Source organism: Shinella yambaruensis, from assembly GCF_022899355.1.
In the GTDB taxonomy this organism is placed as follows: Bacteria; Pseudomonadota; Alphaproteobacteria; order Rhizobiales; family Rhizobiaceae; genus Shinella; species Shinella yambaruensis.
In genome coordinates this window covers 317,758-338,605 of sequence record NZ_JALJCK010000003.1, presented here as the reverse complement: position 1 = coordinate 338,605, position 20,848 = coordinate 317,758, and the positions used below count along the sequence as shown (strand labels likewise).

19 protein-coding genes and 1 pseudogene are annotated in these 20,848 nt (G+C 66.7%); 12 read left to right on the top strand and 8 right to left on the bottom strand.

The genetic code is table 11. The annotated features are described in order from the left end of the window. Positions 1 to 51 precede the first annotated feature (51 nt). The 8 genes from MUU56_RS08775 to MUU56_RS08740 form a co-directional block, all read right to left on the bottom strand. The gene (locus MUU56_RS08775) at positions 52 to 1,560 is read right to left on the bottom strand and encodes an amidohydrolase family protein (RefSeq protein WP_244766926.1); all 1,509 of its coding nucleotides are present in this window, start codon (positions 1,558 to 1,560) and stop codon (positions 52 to 54) included. A 41-nt stretch (positions 1,561 to 1,601) separates the two neighbouring features. Continuing rightward, positions 1,602 to 2,495, bottom strand: a complete 894-nt coding sequence (locus MUU56_RS08770; RefSeq protein ID WP_244766925.1) for an ABC transporter permease — start codon at positions 2,493 to 2,495, stop codon at positions 1,602 to 1,604. After that, positions 2,480 to 3,526, bottom strand: coding sequence for an ABC transporter permease (locus tag MUU56_RS08765; protein ID WP_244766924.1), 1,047 nt, complete (start codon positions 3,524 to 3,526; stop codon positions 2,480 to 2,482). Before MUU56_RS08765 ends, MUU56_RS08770 begins: the two co-directional genes overlap by 16 nt. Beyond that, positions 3,523 to 5,046 carry an ABC transporter ATP-binding protein gene (locus tag MUU56_RS08760; RefSeq protein ID WP_244766923.1) on the bottom strand — a complete coding sequence of 508 codons (1,524 nt, stop codon included), beginning with the start codon at positions 5,044 to 5,046 and terminating at the stop codon, positions 3,523 to 3,525. Before MUU56_RS08760 ends, MUU56_RS08765 begins: the two co-directional genes overlap by 4 nt. 61 nt (positions 5,047 to 5,107) lie before the next feature. After that, positions 5,108 to 6,133 carry a BMP family ABC transporter substrate-binding protein gene (locus tag MUU56_RS08755; RefSeq protein WP_398431205.1) on the bottom strand — a complete coding sequence of 342 codons (1,026 nt, stop codon included), beginning with the start codon at positions 6,131 to 6,133 and terminating at the stop codon, positions 5,108 to 5,110. A gap of 154 nt (positions 6,134 to 6,287) precedes the next feature. Beyond that, positions 6,288 to 6,608 carry an NIPSNAP family protein gene (locus MUU56_RS08750; RefSeq protein ID WP_244766921.1) on the bottom strand — a complete coding sequence of 107 codons (321 nt, stop codon included), beginning with the start codon at positions 6,606 to 6,608 and terminating at the stop codon, positions 6,288 to 6,290. After that, entirely contained in the window at positions 6,605 to 8,236 is a 1,632-nt protein-coding gene (locus MUU56_RS08745; protein WP_244766920.1) for a GMC family oxidoreductase, read from the bottom strand. Before MUU56_RS08745 ends, MUU56_RS08750 begins: the two co-directional genes overlap by 4 nt. A gap of 2 nt (positions 8,237 to 8,238) precedes the next feature. Further along, the gene (locus MUU56_RS08740) at positions 8,239 to 9,090 is read right to left on the bottom strand and encodes a uracil-DNA glycosylase family protein (protein WP_244766919.1); all 852 of its coding nucleotides are present in this window, start codon (positions 9,088 to 9,090) and stop codon (positions 8,239 to 8,241) included. Positions 9,091 to 9,314: 224 nt separating this feature from the next. Here MUU56_RS08740 and MUU56_RS08735 point away from each other — a divergent pair, with 224 nt between their 5' ends. From MUU56_RS08735 to MUU56_RS08685, 12 genes and pseudogenes are all read left to right on the top strand, one after another. After that, positions 9,315 to 9,992, top strand: a complete 678-nt coding sequence (locus tag MUU56_RS08735) for a TetR family transcriptional regulator C-terminal domain-containing protein (RefSeq protein WP_244766918.1) — start codon at positions 9,315 to 9,317, stop codon at positions 9,990 to 9,992. A gap of 23 nt (positions 9,993 to 10,015) precedes the next feature. Then, positions 10,016 to 10,144: pseudogene (locus MUU56_RS32815) on the top strand (sugar ABC transporter permease); the annotation flags it as partial. 249 nt (positions 10,145 to 10,393) lie between these two features. Further along, positions 10,394 to 12,154 carry a substrate-binding domain-containing protein gene (locus tag MUU56_RS08730; protein WP_244766917.1) on the top strand — a complete coding sequence of 587 codons (1,761 nt, stop codon included), beginning with the start codon at positions 10,394 to 10,396 and terminating at the stop codon, positions 12,152 to 12,154. A 27-nt stretch (positions 12,155 to 12,181) separates the two neighbouring features. Next, positions 12,182 to 13,399 carry an ABC transporter substrate-binding protein gene (locus MUU56_RS08725; protein WP_244766916.1) on the top strand — a complete coding sequence of 406 codons (1,218 nt, stop codon included), beginning with the start codon at positions 12,182 to 12,184 and terminating at the stop codon, positions 13,397 to 13,399. Between the two features lie 55 nt (positions 13,400 to 13,454). Next, positions 13,455 to 14,339, top strand: coding sequence for a carbohydrate ABC transporter permease (locus MUU56_RS08720; protein WP_244766915.1), 885 nt, complete (start codon positions 13,455 to 13,457; stop codon positions 14,337 to 14,339). Next, positions 14,336 to 15,163: a carbohydrate ABC transporter permease gene (locus MUU56_RS08715; protein ID WP_244766914.1), complete on the top strand. Its 828-nt coding sequence runs from the start codon at positions 14,336 to 14,338 to the stop codon at positions 15,161 to 15,163. The genes MUU56_RS08720 and MUU56_RS08715 overlap by 4 nt, the downstream gene beginning before the upstream one ends. 3 nt (positions 15,164 to 15,166) lie before the next feature. Next, entirely contained in the window at positions 15,167 to 15,946 is a 780-nt protein-coding gene (locus MUU56_RS08710; RefSeq protein ID WP_244766913.1) for an enoyl-CoA hydratase/isomerase family protein, read from the top strand. A gap of 2 nt (positions 15,947 to 15,948) precedes the next feature. Continuing rightward, a complete protein-coding gene (locus tag MUU56_RS08705; RefSeq protein ID WP_244766912.1) occupies positions 15,949 to 16,707 on the top strand; it encodes an SDR family NAD(P)-dependent oxidoreductase in 759 nt (252 codons plus the stop codon). Continuing rightward, complete coding sequence (locus tag MUU56_RS08700; RefSeq protein WP_244766911.1) at positions 16,707 to 17,789, top strand: hypothetical protein; 1,083 nt, start codon at positions 16,707 to 16,709, stop codon at positions 17,787 to 17,789. The genes MUU56_RS08705 and MUU56_RS08700 overlap by 1 nt, the downstream gene beginning before the upstream one ends. A gap of 1 nt (position 17,790) precedes the next feature. Next, entirely contained in the window at positions 17,791 to 18,843 is a 1,053-nt protein-coding gene (locus tag MUU56_RS08695) for an ABC transporter ATP-binding protein (RefSeq protein ID WP_244766910.1), read from the top strand. Continuing rightward, positions 18,843 to 19,703, top strand: a complete 861-nt coding sequence (locus MUU56_RS08690; RefSeq protein ID WP_244766909.1) for an SMP-30/gluconolactonase/LRE family protein — start codon at positions 18,843 to 18,845, stop codon at positions 19,701 to 19,703. The genes MUU56_RS08695 and MUU56_RS08690 overlap by 1 nt, the downstream gene beginning before the upstream one ends. Then, positions 19,700 to 20,845: an extracellular solute-binding protein gene (locus MUU56_RS08685; RefSeq protein ID WP_244766908.1), complete on the top strand. Its 1,146-nt coding sequence runs from the start codon at positions 19,700 to 19,702 to the stop codon at positions 20,843 to 20,845. Before MUU56_RS08690 ends, MUU56_RS08685 begins: the two co-directional genes overlap by 4 nt. Positions 20,846 to 20,848 lie beyond the last annotated feature (3 nt).

The following is a 20,848-nucleotide window of genomic DNA, read 5'->3' as shown; positions in this document are numbered from 1 at the left end:
CGGACGGTTGCGTCATGCTTCCAAGGACAGCCCGGATATCGAGCGGCCTCCCTAGCCGTCATTGCCGGCATAGCGGTTCATGCCGATGGCCTTTGACGTGGAACGCCGGTGGATTTCGGCCATCGTGGAGTGGAAGGCTGCGTTCAGCTTCTCCAGTTCCGCATGCGCGGCCAGATGCGCGGGGACACGCTCACGGATTTCCGCCAGTATCGCTGCCTCGTCGATCGTCTGAAGGCGGCCGTTCCGGACGACGACCTCTCCCGCGACCATCACCGTCTCGATCGAGGAACCGTTCTCGGCATAGACGAGATGCTTGGCAATGTCGTTGAGCGGGGTGAAGCTGAGGGTGGTGAGGTCGAGGATCAGAAGATCGGCGGCCTTTCCGACCTCCAGCGAACCGATGACGTCTTCCAGCATGGCGCTGCGGGCGCCGCCGATCGTCGCCATGGCGAGGATTTCGTCGGCGCGGATCCATCTGTCGTGGTCGGGGCCGGAAACGCTGTGGACCAGGCCGGCGACCCGCATGACGTCGAAGATGCGGGCGGTGTCGTTCGACGAGACGCCGTCCGTGCCGAGGCCGACCGCCACGCCGGCGTCGAGCAGCTGCCGGATCGGCGCGATGCCGGCCCCGAGCTTCTGGTTGGAGACGGCGTTGTGGGCGACCGAGCATCCGGCCTCGCCCATCATCGCGATATCGTCCTCGCTCACCCAGACGGCGTGGGCGATGGTGGTGTTGCGCGACAGCGCGCCGAGATCGCGCATATAGGCGATCAGGCTCTTGCCGAAGAAAGCCTGGCCGGTCACGGCCTGCGTCTTGGTTTCGAGAATATGCGTGTGCAGGGGCACGCCCATCTCGACGGCCAGGGCATGGCAGGCCTGGAGCATATCCGGCGTGCAGCGTTGCGGCGCCGAGGGCGCGATCATGAAACTGAGCCGTCCGGCCCGGCGGTGCAGCGTCGCGAAGGCCGAGCGGCAGTAGTCGATATAGGCCGCGGCCGGCATGGGCGGACCGAAATCGAGCTTCTCCTGAAGGTGGAGCGGCATCACCTGCCTGGCGTAGGGGAGGGCGTCCAGCGTGTGGACGTTCATGACGGCGCTGGAGACATTGGCACGGATGCCCGCGTCCGCATAGGCGCTGAACACGGCGGAGAGCCGGGAGAGGTCGTGCGCGGGCGGATCGAAGAAATCGTCGCACATCGTCGTGACGCCGTTGCGCAGCGATTCCATCGCCAGCAGGAGGCTGCGCAGGTAGAGAAGCCGTTCGTCGATGACCGGTCCCATCAGCAGCGGATAGGCGTAGAGAAGCCAGATTTCGAGAGGCATGCCTTCATACCGCCCCCGAAAGAAGGTCTCGCTCGAATGGGTGTGGGCGTTGACGAGGCCCGGCATCACCAGCCGGTCCCGGCCATCGATAATTGCGGCATCCGGGCGCGCTGCGAGGTTCGTTCCGATAGCGGCGATGCGGCCTCCCTCGATCAGGATGTCGCCGTTGAACGGCTTGCTTCCGTTCGCGGCATCCATGGTCAAAAGGGTCGCGTTCTTGATCAATGTCTGGGGCATGGCTTTCTCCTGCTCCTGTCGCGCTGCGTCGCGGGCCGGTGTCATTGGTCGCGCAGCTCGCCGAAGGCGTTGTTTGCCCTGGTGCCGCCGCGCAACTGCGTGCTCAGCCAGATGCCGAGGACGGTCGCGATGTAGGGCAGGGCCAGCAGCAGATCGTGCGGGATGCGATCGCCGAAGGTAAGCTGCGCCCTGATGCCGAGCGCGCCGACAACGGCAAAGAACACCGCGGCAAGGGTTGCCCCGATGGGATGGCCGGCGCCGAAGATGACGGCGGCAAAGCCCATGAACCCCCGGCCGGCCGTCATGTTCTGGGCGAAGATCTGGAGGCTTCCGGTGGCGAGCTCGGCGCCGGCAAGCGCGCAGAGCACGCCGCCGATCATCAGCGCGACAAGGCGCATCGCCGACGGGTTGACGCCAACGCCGCGCGCGGCGAAGGGATGCTCGCCCGACGCCGCAAGGCGCAGGCCGAAACGGGTTCGCCGCAACAGCACCCACATCGCGAACACGATCGCCGGCATGATGAAGACCAGGATGGAGAGCGAGCCGAAGACTCCGAATGCCGGGCCGATGCGCGGCAGGCCGAAGGGCGCGCTGACCGCCGCCTGTGTCCCGAATATCGACTGGACGGCGAGCGCCGTGCCGCCAAGCCCGAGGCCCGAAAGCCCGAGGCCGGCGATGATCTGGTTGGCTTTGAGCTTCTCCACCACGAACCAGAACAGGATCGAACCGAGGACGCAGGCCACGATCGCTCCGAGAAGGGCGAGCCAGATCGATTGCGTGAGCACGATGCCGAGAACCGTTGCGCAGGCGCCGGTGATCATCAGCCCCTCCAGGCCGAGATGCCAGATGCCGGCGCGCTGGGCGATGACGCCGGCAAGGGCCACATAGATCAGCGGCGTGCCGGAGCGCAGGATGGCGATTACGAAGTCTTCCATATCCGTCCCCCGAGTTTCGCGATCCGGTCGACGAGACTGGACTTTGCGGTGATGAAGAGCGCGATGGCCGCATTGATGATGTCGATCGCCGAGGACGGCAGGCCGGCCATGATCGGCAGGTACAGGGCGGCCGAGGCGAGGCCGCCGAAGAACAGCGAGACGAAGGCCGTCCCGACGACGGAGAAATTGGCGACGAGCGCGATGAGGATGGCCGTGAAGCCGTGACCCGGCAGGAAACCGCCGGTCAGCCGCCCGTTGGGTCCCATGAACTCGATGGTGCCGGCAAGACCGGCAAGGGCGCCGCTGAGGAGGAAGCTCGCAAGCCCGATGCGCCAGGTCCTTGCCCCCTGCCATTCGACCATCGTCGGGTTTCGGCCGGCAAGGCCCGACAAGACCCCTAAGGCCGTGCGGTTGACGAGAAGCCACAGGACCACGCCGACCACCACGGCAATGCCGATGATCGTCGGGGACAGGCCGAGCGAGTCGCTGATGCGGTAGGTGCCGTCGAGCGGCCGGCTGGAGGCCTGCTGCCCCGTGCCCGACGGGTCCTTCAGCGGCCCGGCCGTCACGTAGAGAAGCACCAGGCCGGCGATGAAGTTGCCCATCAGCGTGGTGATCACCTCGTCGGCGCCCGACTTCAGCCGGAGCAGGCCAGGCCAAAGCGCCCAAAGCGCGCCGCCCGTCATGCCGGCAAGAAAGCAGGCCGGTATCACGACGGGAGCCGGTGCGCCGTTCAGCCATTCCGCCATGAAGGCGGCCGCGATGGCTCCCATGTAGAACTGTCCCTGGGCGCCGATATTGAAATAGCCCGCCCGGAAGGAAACGGCCACGCCGACCGCCGTGATGAACAGCGGCAGGCCCCAGCGAAGCGCCTGCTGCAGGGCGCCGGTCCGCAGGAAGGCGCCATCGGCGATCGCGTGGAACATCAACGGCGCCGAGTAGCCGGCCGCCTGGAAGATCATGCCGCAAAGCGCAAGGCCGATCAGGATGAAGATCAGGGCACGGAAAACCGAGACAAGACGATCGATCATCTCAGCACTCCTGTCATGGCCGCGCCGACGGCGGTGATATCATAGGGGGGACGGAACTGCGCGACGATGCGTCCGGACAGCATGACGATCACCCGATCGGAGATGTCGAAGATCTCGTCGAGATCGGAGGAGATGAACAGCAGGCCGCAGCCGCGCGAGCGCGCGCTGCGCATCGATTCCCATACGAACGACGTCGCCCCGATGTCGAGGCCGCGCGTCGGCTGTGCGGCAAGGATGAGGCGGGCGCTTTCGTCCATTTCGCGCGACAGGATGACCTTCTGCGCGTTTCCGCCGGAGAGCGAGCCGGCCCGCTGGCCGACCTCGGAATAGCGCACGTCCCATTGCTTGAGCGCCGTATCGCACTCCCTGCGTATGGCGACGGGGCTGATGGCGGAAAGGAGCGGCATCTGGAGAAGGCTGCGGGCCGACCAGTTCTCCCAGAGCGAGCTGGTCAGGCTCAGTCCTTCGACATTGCGCTCGAAGGGGATGACGCGCAGCCCGGCCGCGCGCCGGGCCGCAAGCGGGGCGCGGGTCACGTCGCTGTCGCCGATGGCGATCTCGCCCTCGACGAGGTCCGCCAGCGCCGAGATCGCCCGCACGAGCGTCCGTTGCCCATTGCCTTCGACGCCCGCCACCCCGATGATTTCTCCCGGGCGGATGTCGAGGTCGACCTTTTCGAGCGCCGGGCCCTCGGGATCGGGCCGCGTGGAAACGGCGCGCATCCTGAGGATGGGCGTGGCGCCGGCGGGGGCGTCGTGCTGCCCGGCATGTGTCACCGCCGCCGCGCCGGTCAGCGCGGCCTTGTCCTCGGAATTCAGGGCGCGCGCGCCAGCCGGGCCGATGATGAGTTCCGCCAGGCGATCCGCGTCTATGCCGGCACAGGCCAGCGGTCCATCGACAAGCCGCCCGCCGCGCAGGACCGTCACCGTGTCGGCGATGGCCAGGACTTCCCGGATCTTGTGCAGGATCAGGATGACCGTGACGCCGCGCTCCTTCAATCGGCGGACGCGCTCGAAGAGCTTTTCCGCGCCTTCCGGCGAGAGCACCGCCGTCGGCTCGTCGAGGATGAGCAGCTTGGCATCCGAGACGAGCGCGCGGGCGATTTCCACGCCCTGCTGCGTTTCCACCGGCAGGTCGCGGATGCGCTGCCGGGCCTGGACCTTGACATCGAGCGCGTCGAGATGGGGTTGCCACCGTTTTTCCAGGCGGCTCCTGCTGAACATCCCTCCGCCCGCGGCGCCGAACTGCATCGCCTCGGCAACGGTGAAGGAGGGCGGCAGGGCGAAACTCTGGTGGACGAGCTCGACGCCCGCCATGCGGGCATCGTTGACATTGCCGCCCGGAAGGGACCGCCCGTCGATCGCAAGTTCGCCGGATGCCGGGCGCACGAGACCGGCCAGGACGCGGGCAAAGGTCGTCTTGCCCGCGCCGTTCTGCCCGACCACGGCGTGGATCATGCCACGTTCGAAGACGGCTCCGACACCGCAGAGCGCGACGACGGGGCCGTAGCGCACCGTCACATCGCGGCATTCAAATATGGGGGATCTGTCTTCTTTCATCGCAGCATGATCCGATGGAAGGTCAGAGGTTCGTATTGAACGGCACCTTGAGCGACCCGTCCAGGATCGCCGCCCGCGCCGCGGCTATTTCGGGCTCGACTTCCTTTGCCCTGGTGATGATGTCCGCCGGCCCCTGCTCGGCGAAGAGGGGAGAGCGAATGAAGTCGATCACGCCCGTTCCGAGGCCGGTATGCTCATGGGTGCCACCGGCAAAACCGCTGCCGAGCGCTTTCGTGACTTCGTTGTAGAGCGAGGTGCCGAAGTCCAGGCCGACGATCGAAATGACGGACCTGGGTCCCTGCGGGAACTGTGCCGGATCGAGCACGCTGACCAGCCGGCCTTCCACCTCGTTCGCCGCGGCGATGATGCCGAAGTCGGTCGCGGCCGCGTCGGTCTGGATGTAGTCGATGCCGCTCGAATACATCTGGGTCGCGATCTCCTGTCCCTTGGCCGGGTCCTGGAAGGAGCCGGCGAAGGCGACCGTTACCGACACGTCCGGACGCACCGATTCCGCGCCTGCCTTGAACGCGTTGTAGTCGGCATTGATCGGCGGAATGGAGACGCCGCCGATGAAGCCCAGCTTGCCCGACTTGCTGACGCGCGCAGCGAAGATGCCGGAAAGGTAGCAACCGAGATAGTAGTCGTAGGCGACCGTCACGACGTTCGGGATCGCCGGCTCGAAGGGGTCGGCGAAAAGCTGGATCCACTTTGTGTCGGGGTACGACGGCGCAAGCGCCTTGAAGGGTTCCGCGACCTCGTTGAAGGTCGATACGATAACCGCCGCGCCGGCATCGCCCAGCGTGCGGAAGATGGTCTCGTAGGTCGCCGGGTCCTGAGCGTAGACCGCGCGATATTCGAAGCCCTGTTCCCCGGAGAGCTGCTTGAGCTTGGCGATCATCGAGTCCACCGGGCCGGCATCGCCTGCCGCCTGCGTGTGCACCAGCGCCACGAGGCCGCCCGACGCATGTGCCACGGCCGTCAAAAGACCGCCCGCCATGGTGAAGGCGGCCAATCCCGCCGACGTCCTGAGGAAGGAGCGGCGGCCGATCGCATGGCGCAGCACGTTGATTTCATTCGAGGTTCTGTTCGTCATTTTCCCATTCCCTTGCTCTGGAGGTTCGATGTCTGCGTCTTCTTGTCGTTGGGCAGGCGCAGCGCGCCAGCCGATTTCTTTCGTGATGCGGGGGTGCCCGCTTCCCGCTTCAGGCGCCCGGCGAGAATGGCGCCGGGTTCATGATCATCACGTCCTGGCGCTGGATCGCATCGAGGGACCAGACCCCGGAAATGAACGCCTGCCATTCGGGATCGGCATACATGGCGGTCCGCCGCGCCTCGCGGTCCGCGAGGTTGTCGTAGCCCCACATCAGCACCGTCGTGTGCAGGGAACCGATCTCGCTGACATAGAGCCCGAGAAACGTGTTCAGGTGCCGTTTCTGGATCGGCAGGCCCTCGGCCTCGTATTTCTTCAGCCAGCCGTCGACGGTTCCCGGCCGGAATGTGTAGGTGCGATGCTCGACGATCATCTGGATGTCTCCTTGAGAATGAAATCGGCGGCTCTTTCCCCGATCATGATCGCCGGGGCATTGGTGTTGCCGCTGGAAATGATCGGCATGATCGAGGCGTCGGCGACGCGCAGCCCCTTGATGCCGTGAACGTTCAGGCGGGAATCGACCACGGCCATCGGATCGCTGCCCATCTTGCAGGTGCCGACGGGGTGGAACGTCGTCATGGCATTGGCGCGCAGCCATGTGACCATTTCGGCATCGCTTTCGACGGCCGGCCCCGGCGCGAGTTCCTGGCCGCGATACTTGTCGAAAGCCTTCTGGCTGATGATCTCGCGCGTGATGCGGATGGCGTTGATCATCGTGCGGATGTCGAACTCGGTCTGCAGGTAGTTCGCGGTGATGCGCGGGCGATCCATCGGGTCGGCCGAGCGCAGCGTGATCTCGCCCCGGCTTTCGGGATTGACCGGGCCGACACGCAGCGAGAAGCCGTGATTGGCTTCCACCCGCTCCTTCCTGAACGGGTTCGGGAAATGCAGGTTTGCCGTCTTTTCGAGCGCCGGCATGAAGTGAAGCTGGATGTCCGGCGCCGCAAGGTCGGTGCGCGACTTGACGAAGGCCCCGGCCTCGTAGGGGAAGGTCGTGGCGATGCCTTCCCCGAACAGCATGCCCTGGACAACGGACCAGGTGAGCTTGTCGGCCCTGAGGTCCGAATAGAGCGTGACCGGTTCGCGGCACTCATAGGCCATGACGCAGTCGACATGGTCCTGAAGGTTCTTGCCGACGCCCGGAAGGTCCCGGACGACACGGATATCGTGTTCCGCAAGCTCGTCGGCCGCGCCGATTCCCGAAAGCATGAGAATCTGCGGCGAGTTGACCACGCCGGCCGAGAGGATCACGTCGCGGTCCGCATAGGCTTTCGACGTGTTGCCCCTTCGACTGAACTCGACGCCGACCGCGCGGCCGTTCTCGATGAGCACGCGCCTCGTATGGGCACGGGTCAGGATCGTCAGGTTCGGGCGGTCTCTTGCGGGCCGCAGGAAGGCATAGGCCGTGGAGCAGCGCTTGCCCTTGGTGATGGTGAAGTCATAGCGGCCGAAACCTTCCTGCTCCTCGCCGTTGAAGTCGTCATTGAGCGGGTATCCGGCCTCTCCGCCTGCCTGGTTGAAGACATCGAGAAGCCCGTTCCACCCGCGTGCCCGGCAGACGGTAAGTTCGCCCTCGGTGTTGTGGAAGGCGCCGTTGCGCTGGACGTGGGCCTCGGACCGCAGGAAGGCCGGCAGGACCTCGTCATAGGACCAGCCGGCAGCGCCCATCTGCGCCCATCGGTCATAGTCGTGACGGTTGCCGCGCACATAGATCATGCCGTTGATGGTGGACGTGCCGCCGAGCACCTTGCCGCGCGGCCAGTAGAGCGAGCGCCCGTTCAGGTGCGGCTCCGGCTCCGTATGATAATGCCAGTTGTAGATGCCCGAATGGAACAGCTTGCCCATCAGCATGGGCAGGCGGAACAGCGGATTAAGGTCCTTGCCGCCGGCTTCCAGCAAAAGCACCTTGTTGGCGGGATCGGCGGACAGGCGGTTGGCCAGCACGCAGCCGGCCGAGCCGGCGCCGATGATGATGAAATCGTATGTCTTCGTTGCCGCCATGGTCACCACGCGATGGGACGAGCGCCCATCTCCTCCAGGTAGTCGTTGCAGAGAATGAAAGGGTTGGGCCTTGAAAGGACGGCGTCGGCGCGGGCAGGGTGGTCGCGCAGGATGCAGCGGAAGGGGCCGCCGACCCGTTCGTCGATGCCGGCCTCGGCGAACGCCTCCGCCGCCGCGTCACCGAAACCCATGAACACGAGCGGTCTTCCCTGCGCCACGAGCCTGCGCAGGGTCTCCAGGATGATCGGGCGCCAGAGCCGCAAATGGCCCCTGGACTGGTGCGCATCGATCTCGACCTTGAAGCGGGTGAGCGTGAGCGAGGCGTTGAGCAGCAGAACGCCTTCGCCGACCCAGCGATCCGCTATGCGGGACGGGGCTTCCAGCGCGACGGTGCCGTTCTCGATGGCGGCATGCGTCCTTGGCCACTCGGCGAAACTGCGGGCGTAGGAGAGGTCCCCGGTCCGGGCCGCCACGATCAGCTGGGTCCAGGCGCGGATGCTCTTCGAGAACATCTTGTCCATCTCGCGCCATTCGGCGAGGTTTCCCGCCTCGAAGGCCCGGCCGGTCGCAAAGCCGGGTTCGGGGTAGGGGTCCTGGCCGAGGATGACGCAGCGAACGTCCTCAGGAGCGATCCCGTCGAAGGCCCGCAGGCAATGGGCGCCGGCGGGCATTCCCGGAAAGTGCTTTCCGCGGCGGACGGGAAAGATCGGTTCCCAGACCTCAAGCTCGAGCTCGGGCGCCACCGCATAGAAATCAGGGCCCGCATGCCCGATGAGCGCGCGCCAGGTCTCGTCCAGGTCGGTCGACCAGTCGGCCATGAATTCGGTCATGGCGGCCCGTAGCGACATGGCCATGCGCACCCTCCTCAAGGCAGTCGAATTGCGGCGGCTCCTCCAGAACCTGACCGTTTTGTCAGCTTTTCATGAAGAAAGTTGACCATCTTGTCAACTTCCTTTTTATTGGTGCTTCGAATCCGGGAGAGCCAGAACGCCCGCCCGGCAAGCTCCACCAGGAAGAATTGACCGTTGGAATGAGCGGCGGTCGCGCATAAAATCTAAATAAATTAACGGGATAGACGATGGCAGAGGAACCGAAAACCAACAATGTGACCTCTGGTCGAGGGGTTCCTTCGCACGCTGTTTCGGATGAGCGGATCAGGGCGCGGAACGTGCTCAAGATCCTGACTGCAGCCGTCGAGGTCTTTTCGAGGAAGGGACTGGATGGCGCCCGGATCGTCGAGATCGCAAAGGCATCGGGGCTGCCGAAGGGCAATGTCTACTACTACTTCTCGTCGAAGGAGGAGATCTACAACGCCACGATCGACCGCCTGATCCATAGTTGGGACGAAGCGTTCCGTCATATATCCGCAGACCGCGAGCCCGCGGAGGCAATCGAGGCTTATGTTCGGGCCAAGCTGGAGCATGCCCGCGGGAACGCGGCCGAAACGCGCTTGTTCGCCAACGAAATCCTGCAGGGGGCGGAGCACCTTTCGCTTGAAGCGCGCGAGCATATGCGCAGGGTCACCGCTGAAAAGGCCGGTGTACTCGATGGCTGGGCGGAGGCGAGAAAGATCGTCAGGGTGGATGCACGGCACCTCTTCATCCTGCTGTGGTCGGCTACCCAGTTCTACGTCGAGTTCGAGGCGCTCGCATGCGACGCGCTGGACGTCCGGCAGCTTCGAACCGCCGATTACGACCTGGCTGCGAAAACGATCACGAACACTGTCCTGAACGGGCTCCTCGTCCGTCCGGAGTGACGGGCAAGAAGTAAATCGCCCTCCTCATCTCGGCGATCGCGTTCCGGCGGCCGATAAACTTCCACAAGACGCTCTCGTCCATCGTCCTCCTGCCCAACGCGGCTCCCGAAGTCGTCGCCGGCTTCATGTGGATTTCCATGCGCGCCTGCGGTGCCGCCGAGAATATTCAGGCACGCAAGGGGAATGAAGAGCGGCTCGCCCTATGGCGAGGCACGACGCGTTGGCGGATCTCGGCAACCGTGCCCTGCTGCGCACCCGCCTGGAGAGCCGTCGCGCGGGAATACCTGCGTGATCGTTTTTGATCACTATCTACTGAATGATCTCCGTCCGTAGTCGATCCCGCCCGTCTTGTCGTTGATATCCTGCGATGCCTTCGTGATTGTAGTCGGAGAGGAGATCAAATGATCAAAGAGCAGCGACATGCGCGGATTCTTTCCCTGCTGCGCCAACAGGGCGTGGTGAGCATGGAGGAGTTGCAACGCTTCATGCCCGGTGTCGCCGCCGTGACGATCCGGCGCGACCTTGTCCATCTGGACGAGCTCGGTGCGCTCCGGCGACGCCACGGCGGGGCGGTGATGCCGGACGATGTGCTCGTGCGCGCCAAGGGGGTGCTGCCGGGCGCGGAGACGAACCCGCTCGCCTCCGATCTCGATTCGCTCAATGCCGTCATCCTGCCGCCGATCACCGGCCGGGGAAGCGAGGTGCTCAGGCGGGAAATCGTGCGCCGTGGCATCCCCTTCATCGCGGAAAGCGCGTCCCAGCCGGGCGGGGCCTATCTCGGCCCGGACAATTTCGCCGCAGGGGTGGAGCTCGGCCGGCTGGCGGCCCGCGAGGTCGGCGACAGGCCGCTCTCGATGCTCGTGATCGGCGTCGCCGAACTGCCCAACACGCGCGAGCGCGTGGCGGGTTTCGAGGCGGGCCTGGCCGAGGCGGGCGTCAAGCCTGCGGCCGTTCATCGGGTCAACGGGCAGGGCAGCTACCGGATCGGCCTGCGCGTCGCCCACGATGCCTTCGCGGCGGACGAGACGATCAACCTGGTCTTCGCGGTGAACGATCATGCCGCCATAGCCGGGATCGAGGCGGCGGAGCGCCTGGACAGGAAGGTCGCCGTCTATTCGATGGGGGGCGAAAGCGCCGCGTTCATGGCGCGGCTTCTCGAAAGCGGTCCGCTTCGGGCCGTCGGCGCCCTGTTCCCGGAGGTCGTCGGTCGCCTTGCCATCGACATGGCCGTTCTCGGCATTCTCGGACAGAACCCGCCGGATACCGTCACGCCGCATGCCATCGTCACGCCGCAAACCCTGTCCGACTATTTCGAGACGGGCGCCCAGGGCTGGCGCCTGAGGGAGGACGTCCTGGAACGGCTGGGCGACATTCGCCTAAGCTTCCAGGCGAAGCTTCTCCGCACGCGCCGGATCGGCTTCCTGCCGCATTATCCGGCGCACGACTGGTACCGCAGCATGGCGGCGGCCATGCAGGTGCGCTGCGCGCTCTATGGCGCCACGCTCGTCGTGTCGCCGCCGCATCACGGCATTTCCGCGGAGATCGCCCGGCTGCGCCGCGAAATCGCGCAAAGCGCGGCCCAGCTCGTTCGCCCGGGAATGGTCGTCGCCCTGAACGAGGGGCAGGCGAACACGTTCCTTGCAGAGGAACTGCGCAGCCTGGCGGTGCGCAAGCCGGAACAGCTCCAGGGCGTCACGGTCGTGACGAACGCGTTTGACGTGCTGCATGCGCTGGAGGACGTTTCGGCGATCAAGGTGATCCTGACCGCCGGGGAATACCAGAAGGCGGACCGCTGCCTCGTCGGCCCCAGCCTCGGGGCGATCTTCGAGCGGGTGCGCCCGCATCTTGCCTTCATTGCGGTCGACGGCGTGACGCCCGGCTTCGGCCTTTCCTCGCTCGACGAGCGCCGGGCGCTGGCGGCGCTGCGGTTCATCAATGCGGCGGAGGTGGGCATCGTGCTCGCCGACAGCGTCGCGCTCGGCTCGGACGCCAACCATCGCATCGCCGGCATCTCGCAGATCCGCTCCGTGCTCACCGACGACGGCGCCTTGCCCGAGGATCGCCAGCGCTTCCGTTCGGTCGGCATCGACGTGCTGATCGCGGGCGAAATCCATCCCGAGCCGACGGCAGAGGCGGACGGGAACTACAGAATTCAGTCCTGAGACAATCCAATCGCGAGGGAGGAAACCATGACGCGATCACTGATGACGACCGTATTTCTTGGAACGGCCCTGCTTTCGGCAGGCCCGGTGCTTGCCCAGCAGGTGACGCTTCAGTTCTGGGACAACCAGCAGACCGAAAGCGGCCTCTCCGATGTGCAGAAGGCGGCGGTCGAGCGGTTCATGACGGAAAACCCCGATATCAGGATCGAGGTCACGACCGTTCCCTATCCGGAATATCAGCAGCGGCTGCTGACGGCGGTGCAGGGCGGCAATGCGCCCGACATCGCGACGCTCGACCAGATCTGGGTCGGCGCCTTCGCCAAGGCGGGTGCGGTCTCCGATCTGACGGAAGAGGCCGCCGCGGCCGGTCTTTCCCGTGACGGCTTCTTCGGCGGCGCCTGGGATTCGGCCGTGCTGGACGGCAAGCTCTACGGCATTCCGTTCAATGTCGATGTCTGGCAGTTCAGCTACTACAACAAGGCGCTGCTCGATGCGGCCAAGGTCGATCCGGCCAGCCTCGGCACCTTCGAGGGCCTGAAGGCGGCGGCCGAGAAGCTTACGGCCGACGGCAAGTTCGGTGTCGGCCTGTTCGGCCACAAGGGCGAGGACACGGTCGTCGTCGGCGATTCCTTCATCTTCTCGAATGGCGGCCGGATCCTCAACGACGACGGAAGCTGCGCCCTGACCGAGGCGCCCGCCGTCGAGGCGCTCGCCTATCTCCAGGAGCTTTCGAAGTTCGCGCCCGGCGGCATCCTGAACGCTTCGTCGGGCGACATGCGCGAATTGTTCCTGAACGGCTCGCTGGCCATCGAGTTCTGGCCCGCGCTGGAGCAGCCGACCCTGCAGAAGAGCAGCCTCAGCTGGGGCTTCGTGAACGGCACGGCGCCCGAGGGCAAGACCCCGGTCGGCACCTTCGGCGGCTGGAACCTCGCCGTCTTCGAAACCTCCGCGCACAAGGACGCGGCCTGGAAATTCATCCAGTTCATGGTGCGCGAGGATGTCAACGGCGACGTCGTCGACCTCATCCCGGCCAACAAGAAGGCTGCCGAAGCCTTCCTGGCGAAGAACCGCCAGGAGCCGCAGACGATCATGACGCATCTCGACAATGCCAAGGCACGGCCGCTCTCGCCGCGCTATCTCGAGCTTGCCGATGCGCAGGTCGCCATGTTCCAGGACATCTATGCGGGCGGCAAGCCGGCCGATGCGGCGGCGAAGGCCTGCGACGCCATCAACGCCCTCGACTAATCCATCTTCCGCCGCATCCCGGAAACGGGGTGCGGCACAGGACAAGGCTTTTCCGATGCGCCAAGACCGCCGGCTTTACTGGCTGCTTCTTGCACCCGCCCTGCTTCTGATGGCGGTCATGCTGTACTATCCGATGGTCGGTACGGTCTATGAGAGCTTTCACGAGACGAGCTTTCTGAACCCGGATCCGAAGTTCGCGGGCCTCGCGCTCTACCGGCGCGTGCTCGCGGACGGCACCTTTGCGGAAGTGCTCGTCAACTCGATCGTCTGGACGCTCGGCGTGGTGCTGCTCCAGAACGTCTTCGGCTTCCTCGCCGCGCTGCTGCTGAACCAGAACCTGCCGATGCAGGGCGCCTTGCGCGCCATCGTGCTCCTGCCCTTCATCCTGCCGGGCGTCGTTGCCGCGATCCTGTGGCGCTTCATGTACGATCCGCAGCTCGGCCTCGTGAACTCGCTGCTTCTTTCGGCGGGGCTTATCGAGAACAGTGTCGCCTGGCTCGCCGACAGCCGCATGGCCATGGCCTCCGTGATCGTCGCGGCCGTCTGGAAGGGGTTTCCCTTCTCCATGCTGATCTATCTGGCGGCGCTTCAGAACGTCGACAGGAGCCAGATCGAGGCGGCGATGCTCGACGGGGCGGGACCGGTCCGCCGCCTGCTCGACGTCACGCTGCCGGCGATCCGGGACGTCATCGTGGTCAATATCGTGCTGACGCTGATCCTCACCTTCAACTATTTCGACATCATCTGGGTGCTGACCAAGGGCGGTCCGCAATCGGCGACCCACATCTTCCCGACCAAGATCTTCGAAACGGGCTTCGGCCAGTTCCGCTTCGGCGAGGCGGCGACCTACGGCGTGTTCTCGATCCTCGTGCTGTCCGTGCTCGTGGCGCTCTACGCCATCGTCCAGGGCGGGGCCAGCCGGCGGAGGGCCGCAGCATGAACCAGACCCGCGCGACGCGCCTCGGACTGATGCTGCTCCAGCTCCTGCTGGCGACCGTCGTCCTCCTGCCGTTCTTCTGGATGATCTCCGTCAGCCTCAAGCCGCCGACGGAACCCTTCGCGATCCCGGCGCGGCTCTGGCCCGACGACCCGACGATCGGCAACTACATCACGGCGTTCCGGCCCGAATTCCGGACCTACTTCCTCAACTCGCTCGTCGTGTCGCTTTCGACGGTCGCCATCACGGTCAGCCTCGGCCTTTTCGCCGCCTACAGCTTCACCCGCGGGCAGCTTGCCGCCATCTCGGCGCTGATCGGGCTGGTGGTCCTGGCCCAGATGTTTCCCCACTCGGCGATCATCATCCCGATCTACAAGATGATGCGCGGCGCCAATCTGCTCAACACCTACTGGTCGCTGATCCTTGCCTATGTGTCGGTGACGCTGCCGGTGGCGATCTGGATGCTGCGGGGGTTCCTGCTGAAGCTTCCGGCGGCGCTGGAGGAATCGGCGGCCGTGGACGGCGCGACGCCGATGCGGGTGTTCTGGGACATCGTCGTGCCGCTCTCCCGGCCGGGCCTCATCGCGACCTCGGTCTATGTGCTGATCGTGACCTGGCAGGAATTCCTCTTCGCGCTTTCCTTCACCTCGACGAAGGAGATGCGCACCCTGCCGGTCGGTCTCAACGACTTCATCGGCCAGTACGGTATCCGCTACGGCGAGCTCATGGCCTCCTCGGTCATGGTCTCGTTGCCCGTCATGGCCGTCTTCTTCTTCCTGCAACGCTACTTCGTCGCCGGCATCACCGCCGGTGCCGTGAAAGGTTAGGCCATGGCGCTGATCGAACCGACGGATCTTTCTCCCGGCATCCGCCAGCTTCTCTTCAACCGGCCGGAAAAGCTGAACGCGCTCTCGACGCCGCTGATGCGGGAATTCGAGACCGCACTGGATGCCGCCGCCGCCGATCCCGGCGTGCGCGTCATCGTGCTGCGCGGGGCGGGCGGCAAGGCCTTCGTCGCGGGCGCCGACATTGCCGAATACCAGGGCAACAAGCGGGCGGAATTCACCGCCTACCAGTTCAACTCCCGCCGCGTCTTCGACCGGCTCGAACGCATCGGCAAGCCGGTCATCTGCGCGGTCGACGGCTTTGCGCTCGGCGGCGGGTTCGAGATCGCACTCTGCTGCGACATCCTCATCCTCTCCGAGACGGCGCAGCTCGGCCTACCGGAAGGCCGGCTCGGCCTCTGCCCGGGCGGCGGGGGCACGCAGCGGCTGCTCCGGGCGGTCGGCAAATATGCGGCCTCCGATCTTCTCCTCGCAGGCTGGCGGCTTTCGGCGCAGCGCGCCTTGGAGCTCGGCATCGCCGCCGACGTGGTTCCCGCTGCGGGCATGGACGAGGCCATCCTGCGGCGCGCGCGCGCCTGCCTCAAGGTCGCCCCGCTGGCGGCGGCCGAGATGAAGCGGCTGCTGCGCGAAGGGCAGGATGCCGGCATCGAGGCGGCCAAGAGCCTCGAGCAGGAAGTGCTGTTCCGCCTCTATTCGACGGCCGACGGCCAGGAGGGGATCGATGCCTTCCTGGAAAAGCGCGATCCCCAGTTCAGGATGGAATAATCATGGAATTCAAGGGCAAGGTCATTGTCGTGACGGGCGGCGCCAAGGGCATCGGCCGCTCCTGCGTGGAGATTTTCGCGGCGCGGGGCGGGCAGGTCGTCTTTTCCGACATCGACGAGGCGAGCGGCGCGGCGCTGGCGGACAGGCTCGGGAACGACGTTGCGTTCCTTAGCGGCGACGTCCGCCGTCTTGCGGACATGGAGGCGATGGCGCGGCTTGCCGAAACGCGCTTCGGCGGCCTCGACATCATCGTGAACAATGCCGCCGTCGCCCTCAACGGCGTGATCGACGAGATCGACGAGGAACGCTGGACGACGGTGATCGACACCAACCTGACCGGCTTCTGGCGCACGATGAAGGCCTGCGTGCCCCTGCTCCGCAGGCGCGGCGGCGGGGCCGTGGTCAACCTCTCCTCGGTCCAGGGGCTGATCGGCTTTCAGGGCTGGCCGGCCTATGCCGCCGCCAAGGGGGCGATCATCGCGCTGACCCGCCAATGCGCGATCGACCTCGCCAAGGCGGGCATCCGTGTCAACGCGGTCGCGCCCGGCACCATCATGACGCCGATGAACGAGAAGATCTTCGAGGAGACCGAGGACGCGCAGGCCCTGATCGACAGCTGGAACCGGGCGCATCCGATCGGCCGCTTCGGCCAGCCCATGGAGGTCGCCGAACTCGTCGCCTTCCTGGCGTCGGACAAGGCGAGCTTCATCACCGGCGAGATCGTGCGCTGCGACGGCGGCCTCGCCATCCGGGGCGAATGATGCGGGATCTCGTGTCCATCGGCACGGCATGCGGTGCGCTGCAGTTCGACCCCGCGGTCGGCAACATTCCGCGGCTGTCCTTTCGCTGGGCCGGCCGGTCGTTCGAGCCGCTCTATGCCGCGCCCTGGCGGGAGGAGCCGGCGACCCGGGCGCTTCCCGGCCTTTCGCCCGCCGAATGCCGGCTCGCCGGAGACTTCTTCTGCGCCCCGTTCGCGGCCGCCGCCGATCCGGACGTTCCCGCCCATGGCTGGACCGCCAACAGCCCGTGGCGTGTGGAGGTGCACGAACCCCATGCCATCCGCTCCGTTCTCGCGCGCGACGTATCCGGCGCGCGGATCACGAAGCGCCTCGAAATCGCGAAGGACGCGCCGCTGCTCTACCAGGAGCATGGGATCGACGGGGGAGAGGGCGTGCTGCCCGTCGCCCATCACCCGATGCTGCACCTGTCGGGCCGGGGGCGTTTCTTCACGTCGCGCAAGCGCGCCGCACTCACCTTTGCCGAGGTTTTCGAATCGGGCCGTTCGTGCCTTGCCTATCCGGCGCGCGGCACCGACCTTCGCCGGATGGCCGGCGCCGAGGGTGAGACCGTCGATCTCTCGCGCTGGCCGATCGGCCGGCGCAACGAGGACTTCGTCACCCTCGTCGAGGCGCCGGATGCGGCGCTCGGCTGGTCCGCGGTGATCCGCGAGGATGAGGACGACATCGTCTTCTTCCTCAAGGATCCGTCCGTCCTGCCGGTCACCATGCTCTGGTTTTCGAACGGCGGGCGCGACCATGCGCCATGGAATGGCCGGGTCGTCGGCGTGACGGGCATCGAGGACGGCTGCTGCCCGGGGCCTGCCGGCGAAGCGGCGGCCGCGGCCGCCAATCCGGTCGCCGCCGAGGGCGTGGCGACGGGCCTGCCGCTTGCCGCGGGGCGCAGCCATGTCGTCCGCCATGTGATGGGCGCGTTGCCCCGTCCGGAGGGGTGGGCCGATATCGCGAACATTTCCGTCGACGGGGATCGGCTCACGATCTCGGACAGTGCCGGGCGGCGGATCGAGCTGCCCTGGCGCCGCGACTTCCTGAAAGGACACGAGTGACATGGCCGCAATCGAATTGCGCAAGCTGACCAAGAGTTTCGGCGCCTATACCGCCCTTGCGGGGCTGGATCTTTCCATCGGGGACGGGGAGTTCCTCGTCCTGCTCGGCCCCTCGGGCTGCGGCAAGTCGACGACGATGCGTATCGTCGCGGGGCTGGAGGAACCGACCTCGGGCGAGATCCGCATCGGCGGCCGGCGGGTCAACGACATGCCGGCACGCGACCGCGACCTTGCCATGGTCTTCCAGAACTACGCGCTCTACCCGCACATGACCGTCGGCGAGAACATCGCCTATCCGCTGAAGATCCGAAAGGTCGCGCGGCCCGAGCGGGAGGCGCTGGTGCGCGCCGCCGCCGAGCGGGTGGACATGGGCCATCTCCTGACCCGGCGCCCCGCCGAACTCTCCGGCGGCCAGCGCCAGCGCGTGGCGCTGGCGCGCGCCATCGTGCGCCGTCCGCAGGTCTTCCTGATGGACGAGCCGCTCTCCAATCTCGACGCGAAGCTGCGCACGGTGATGCGGGGCGAGCTGAAGAACCTTCAGCGCGACCTCGGCGTCACGACCATCTACGTGACCCACGACCAGGTCGAGGCCATGACACTGGCCGACCGGATCGTCGTGCTCAACAAGGCGACGATCCAGCAGATCGGCACGCCGGCCGAGATCTATGCGCGCCCGGCCAATACCTTCGTCGCCGGTTTCATCGGCTCGCCGCCGATGAACCTCCTGCCGGGCCGGCTTCTGGACGGCTGGTTCTCCAGCGAGGGCGGGCGTTTCCCGCTGGCGCATGCGGCCGGCGATGTCCTGCTGGGCGTGCGGCCCGAGCATGTGCGCATCGCGCCGGAGGGCGACGGCCATTTCTCCGGCACGGTCTTCTCGTCAGAGCTGCTCGGCGACTGCACGATCCTGACGGTGAAGGCCGGCGATGCCCTGATCGCCGCAAAGCTTGCGCCGGAGGCGGGGCTGGAGCGCGGCGCGCCCGTCACCCTGAACTTCGAGCCCGGGCGCATGCATCTCTTCGACGCGGCGACCGGCCTGCGCCGGGGGGAGGTATGATGCCGGCGCCTCTCCTCGCGCAGGATCGCCTGCGGGTGTTCTTCGACGGGATCTGGAGCGAGCCGCGGCTCAGCCATCCCGAAGGCGTTGCCATCGGCCCGGACGGCTGGGTCTGGTGCGGCAACCAGGACGGCGAGATCTGCCGCATCGCGCCGGACGGCAGCCGCATCGAGCGGGTCGCGGGGACGGGCGGCTTCATCCTCGGCCTTGCCTTCGATGGCGACAGGGCGCTCTATGCCTGCGACCTCAAGCACGCCGCCGTCTTCCGGCTGGACCTTGCCGCCGGCTCCCTCCGGCAGCTTGCCGCGCCGGGCCTGCGCATTCCCAACTATCCGGTGGTCGATCGGCGGCGGGGCCGCCTTCTCGTCTCGGACAGCCATGATCCCGGCCGGCCGGGGCCGGGCATCTGGTCCTTCGATCTTGCGGGCGGGCCCGGAAGCCTCTGGTGCGACGCCGGCTTCGCCTTCGCCAACGGGCTGGCCATGCGGCCGGGGGAGGAGGCGCTCTATGTCTGCGAGACCTTCGCCCGGCGCGTGTCGCGCATCGCGATCGGGGCGGATGGCGGCGCGGGCGCGATCACTCCGTTCGCCACGGACCTGCCCGGCTATCCGGACGGGCTTGCCTTCGACGGGGCCGGCAATCTGCTGGTCGCGCTCTACGAGCCTTCCCGTATCCTGCGCGTCGATGCGCAAGGCGCCGTCGCCACGCTGGCGGAGGATCCGACGGCCCATGTGCTCTGCCATCCCACCAACATCGCCTTCGACGGCATGCGGCTTTTCGCGGCCAATCTCGGCCGCTGGCATATCGCGGCGATCGACTGCGATATCGGGGCGCCGCCGCTGTGGAGGGCCACGGCATGACCTTCGTCGGCCTCACATGGGACCATCCCCGCGGCTACGACGCCCTGGCCGAAACCGCGCGCCGGGTGAATGCGGGCCTTGCGCAGCCGCTGATCCACTGGAACAGGCAGCCGCTCGAAGGCTTCGAAAGCGCGCCCATCCGCGCGCTTGCCGAACGCAACGACCTCCTGGTCATGGACCACCCGCATATCGGGGAGGCGGTCGCGGAGGACTGCTTCATACCGCTCGAAGAGCTCTATTCCGCCGAACAGCTTGCGACCTGGCGGCGGGACAGCATAGGCCCTTCCGCCGAGAGCTACGGCTGGGACGGCAGGACCTGGGCGCTGCCGCTGGACGTCGCCACCCAGGTCATGGCCCGCCGCGCGGACCTCATCGCCGAACCGCCCCGTGACTGGGACGAGGTTTCGGCACTGGCAGCGCGCCTGCCGGTGGCACAGTCGCTCGCCGGCCCCCATGCGGTGCTGACCCTGATGTCGATGGTGGCGGGCGCGGGCGGCCGCGTGGGTGGCGGGGACTTCCTGCCCGATGCGGAAGGCGCGGCCGCGCTGGAGGTCATGCACCGCCTCTATGCCCGCCGACCCCCGGCAAGCGAAAGGCTCAATCCGATCGGCCTTCTGGAGGCCATGGCGCGCGGCCGGGACATCGCGCTCGTGCCGCTGGTCTTCGGCTACGTCACCTATGCCGCGCCGGGCCATGCGCCCAACGTGGTCCGTTTTTCGGACACGCTGCGCCGGGCGGGCGGTGCGGGCGGCGTCATCGGCGGCACGGGCATTGCGTTTTCCCGCCGCTGCAAGCCGACGCCGGCGCTGCTGGCGCATATCGCCTCGCTGCTCGCGGCGCCGACGCAGGTCGAGGTCTTTCCTGCCTTCGGCGGCCAGCCCTCGGCGCGGGCCGCCTGGCAGGATGCGGGGACGAACGGCGCGTGGGGCGATTTCTATCGCAACACGCTCGCAACAGCGGAAAGGGCACTGCTGCGCCCCCGCTTCGACGGATACATCGCCTTCCAGACGGCCGCGGCGGAACGCATTCGCCTGGCGCTGGAGCGGCGGGAGGAACCGGAAACCACCCTTGCCGTCCTGCGCACCCTTTGGCTCCGCGCGCGCCATGGTGCGAGGGGCCATCTCGACGACCGAAAAGGCTGACAC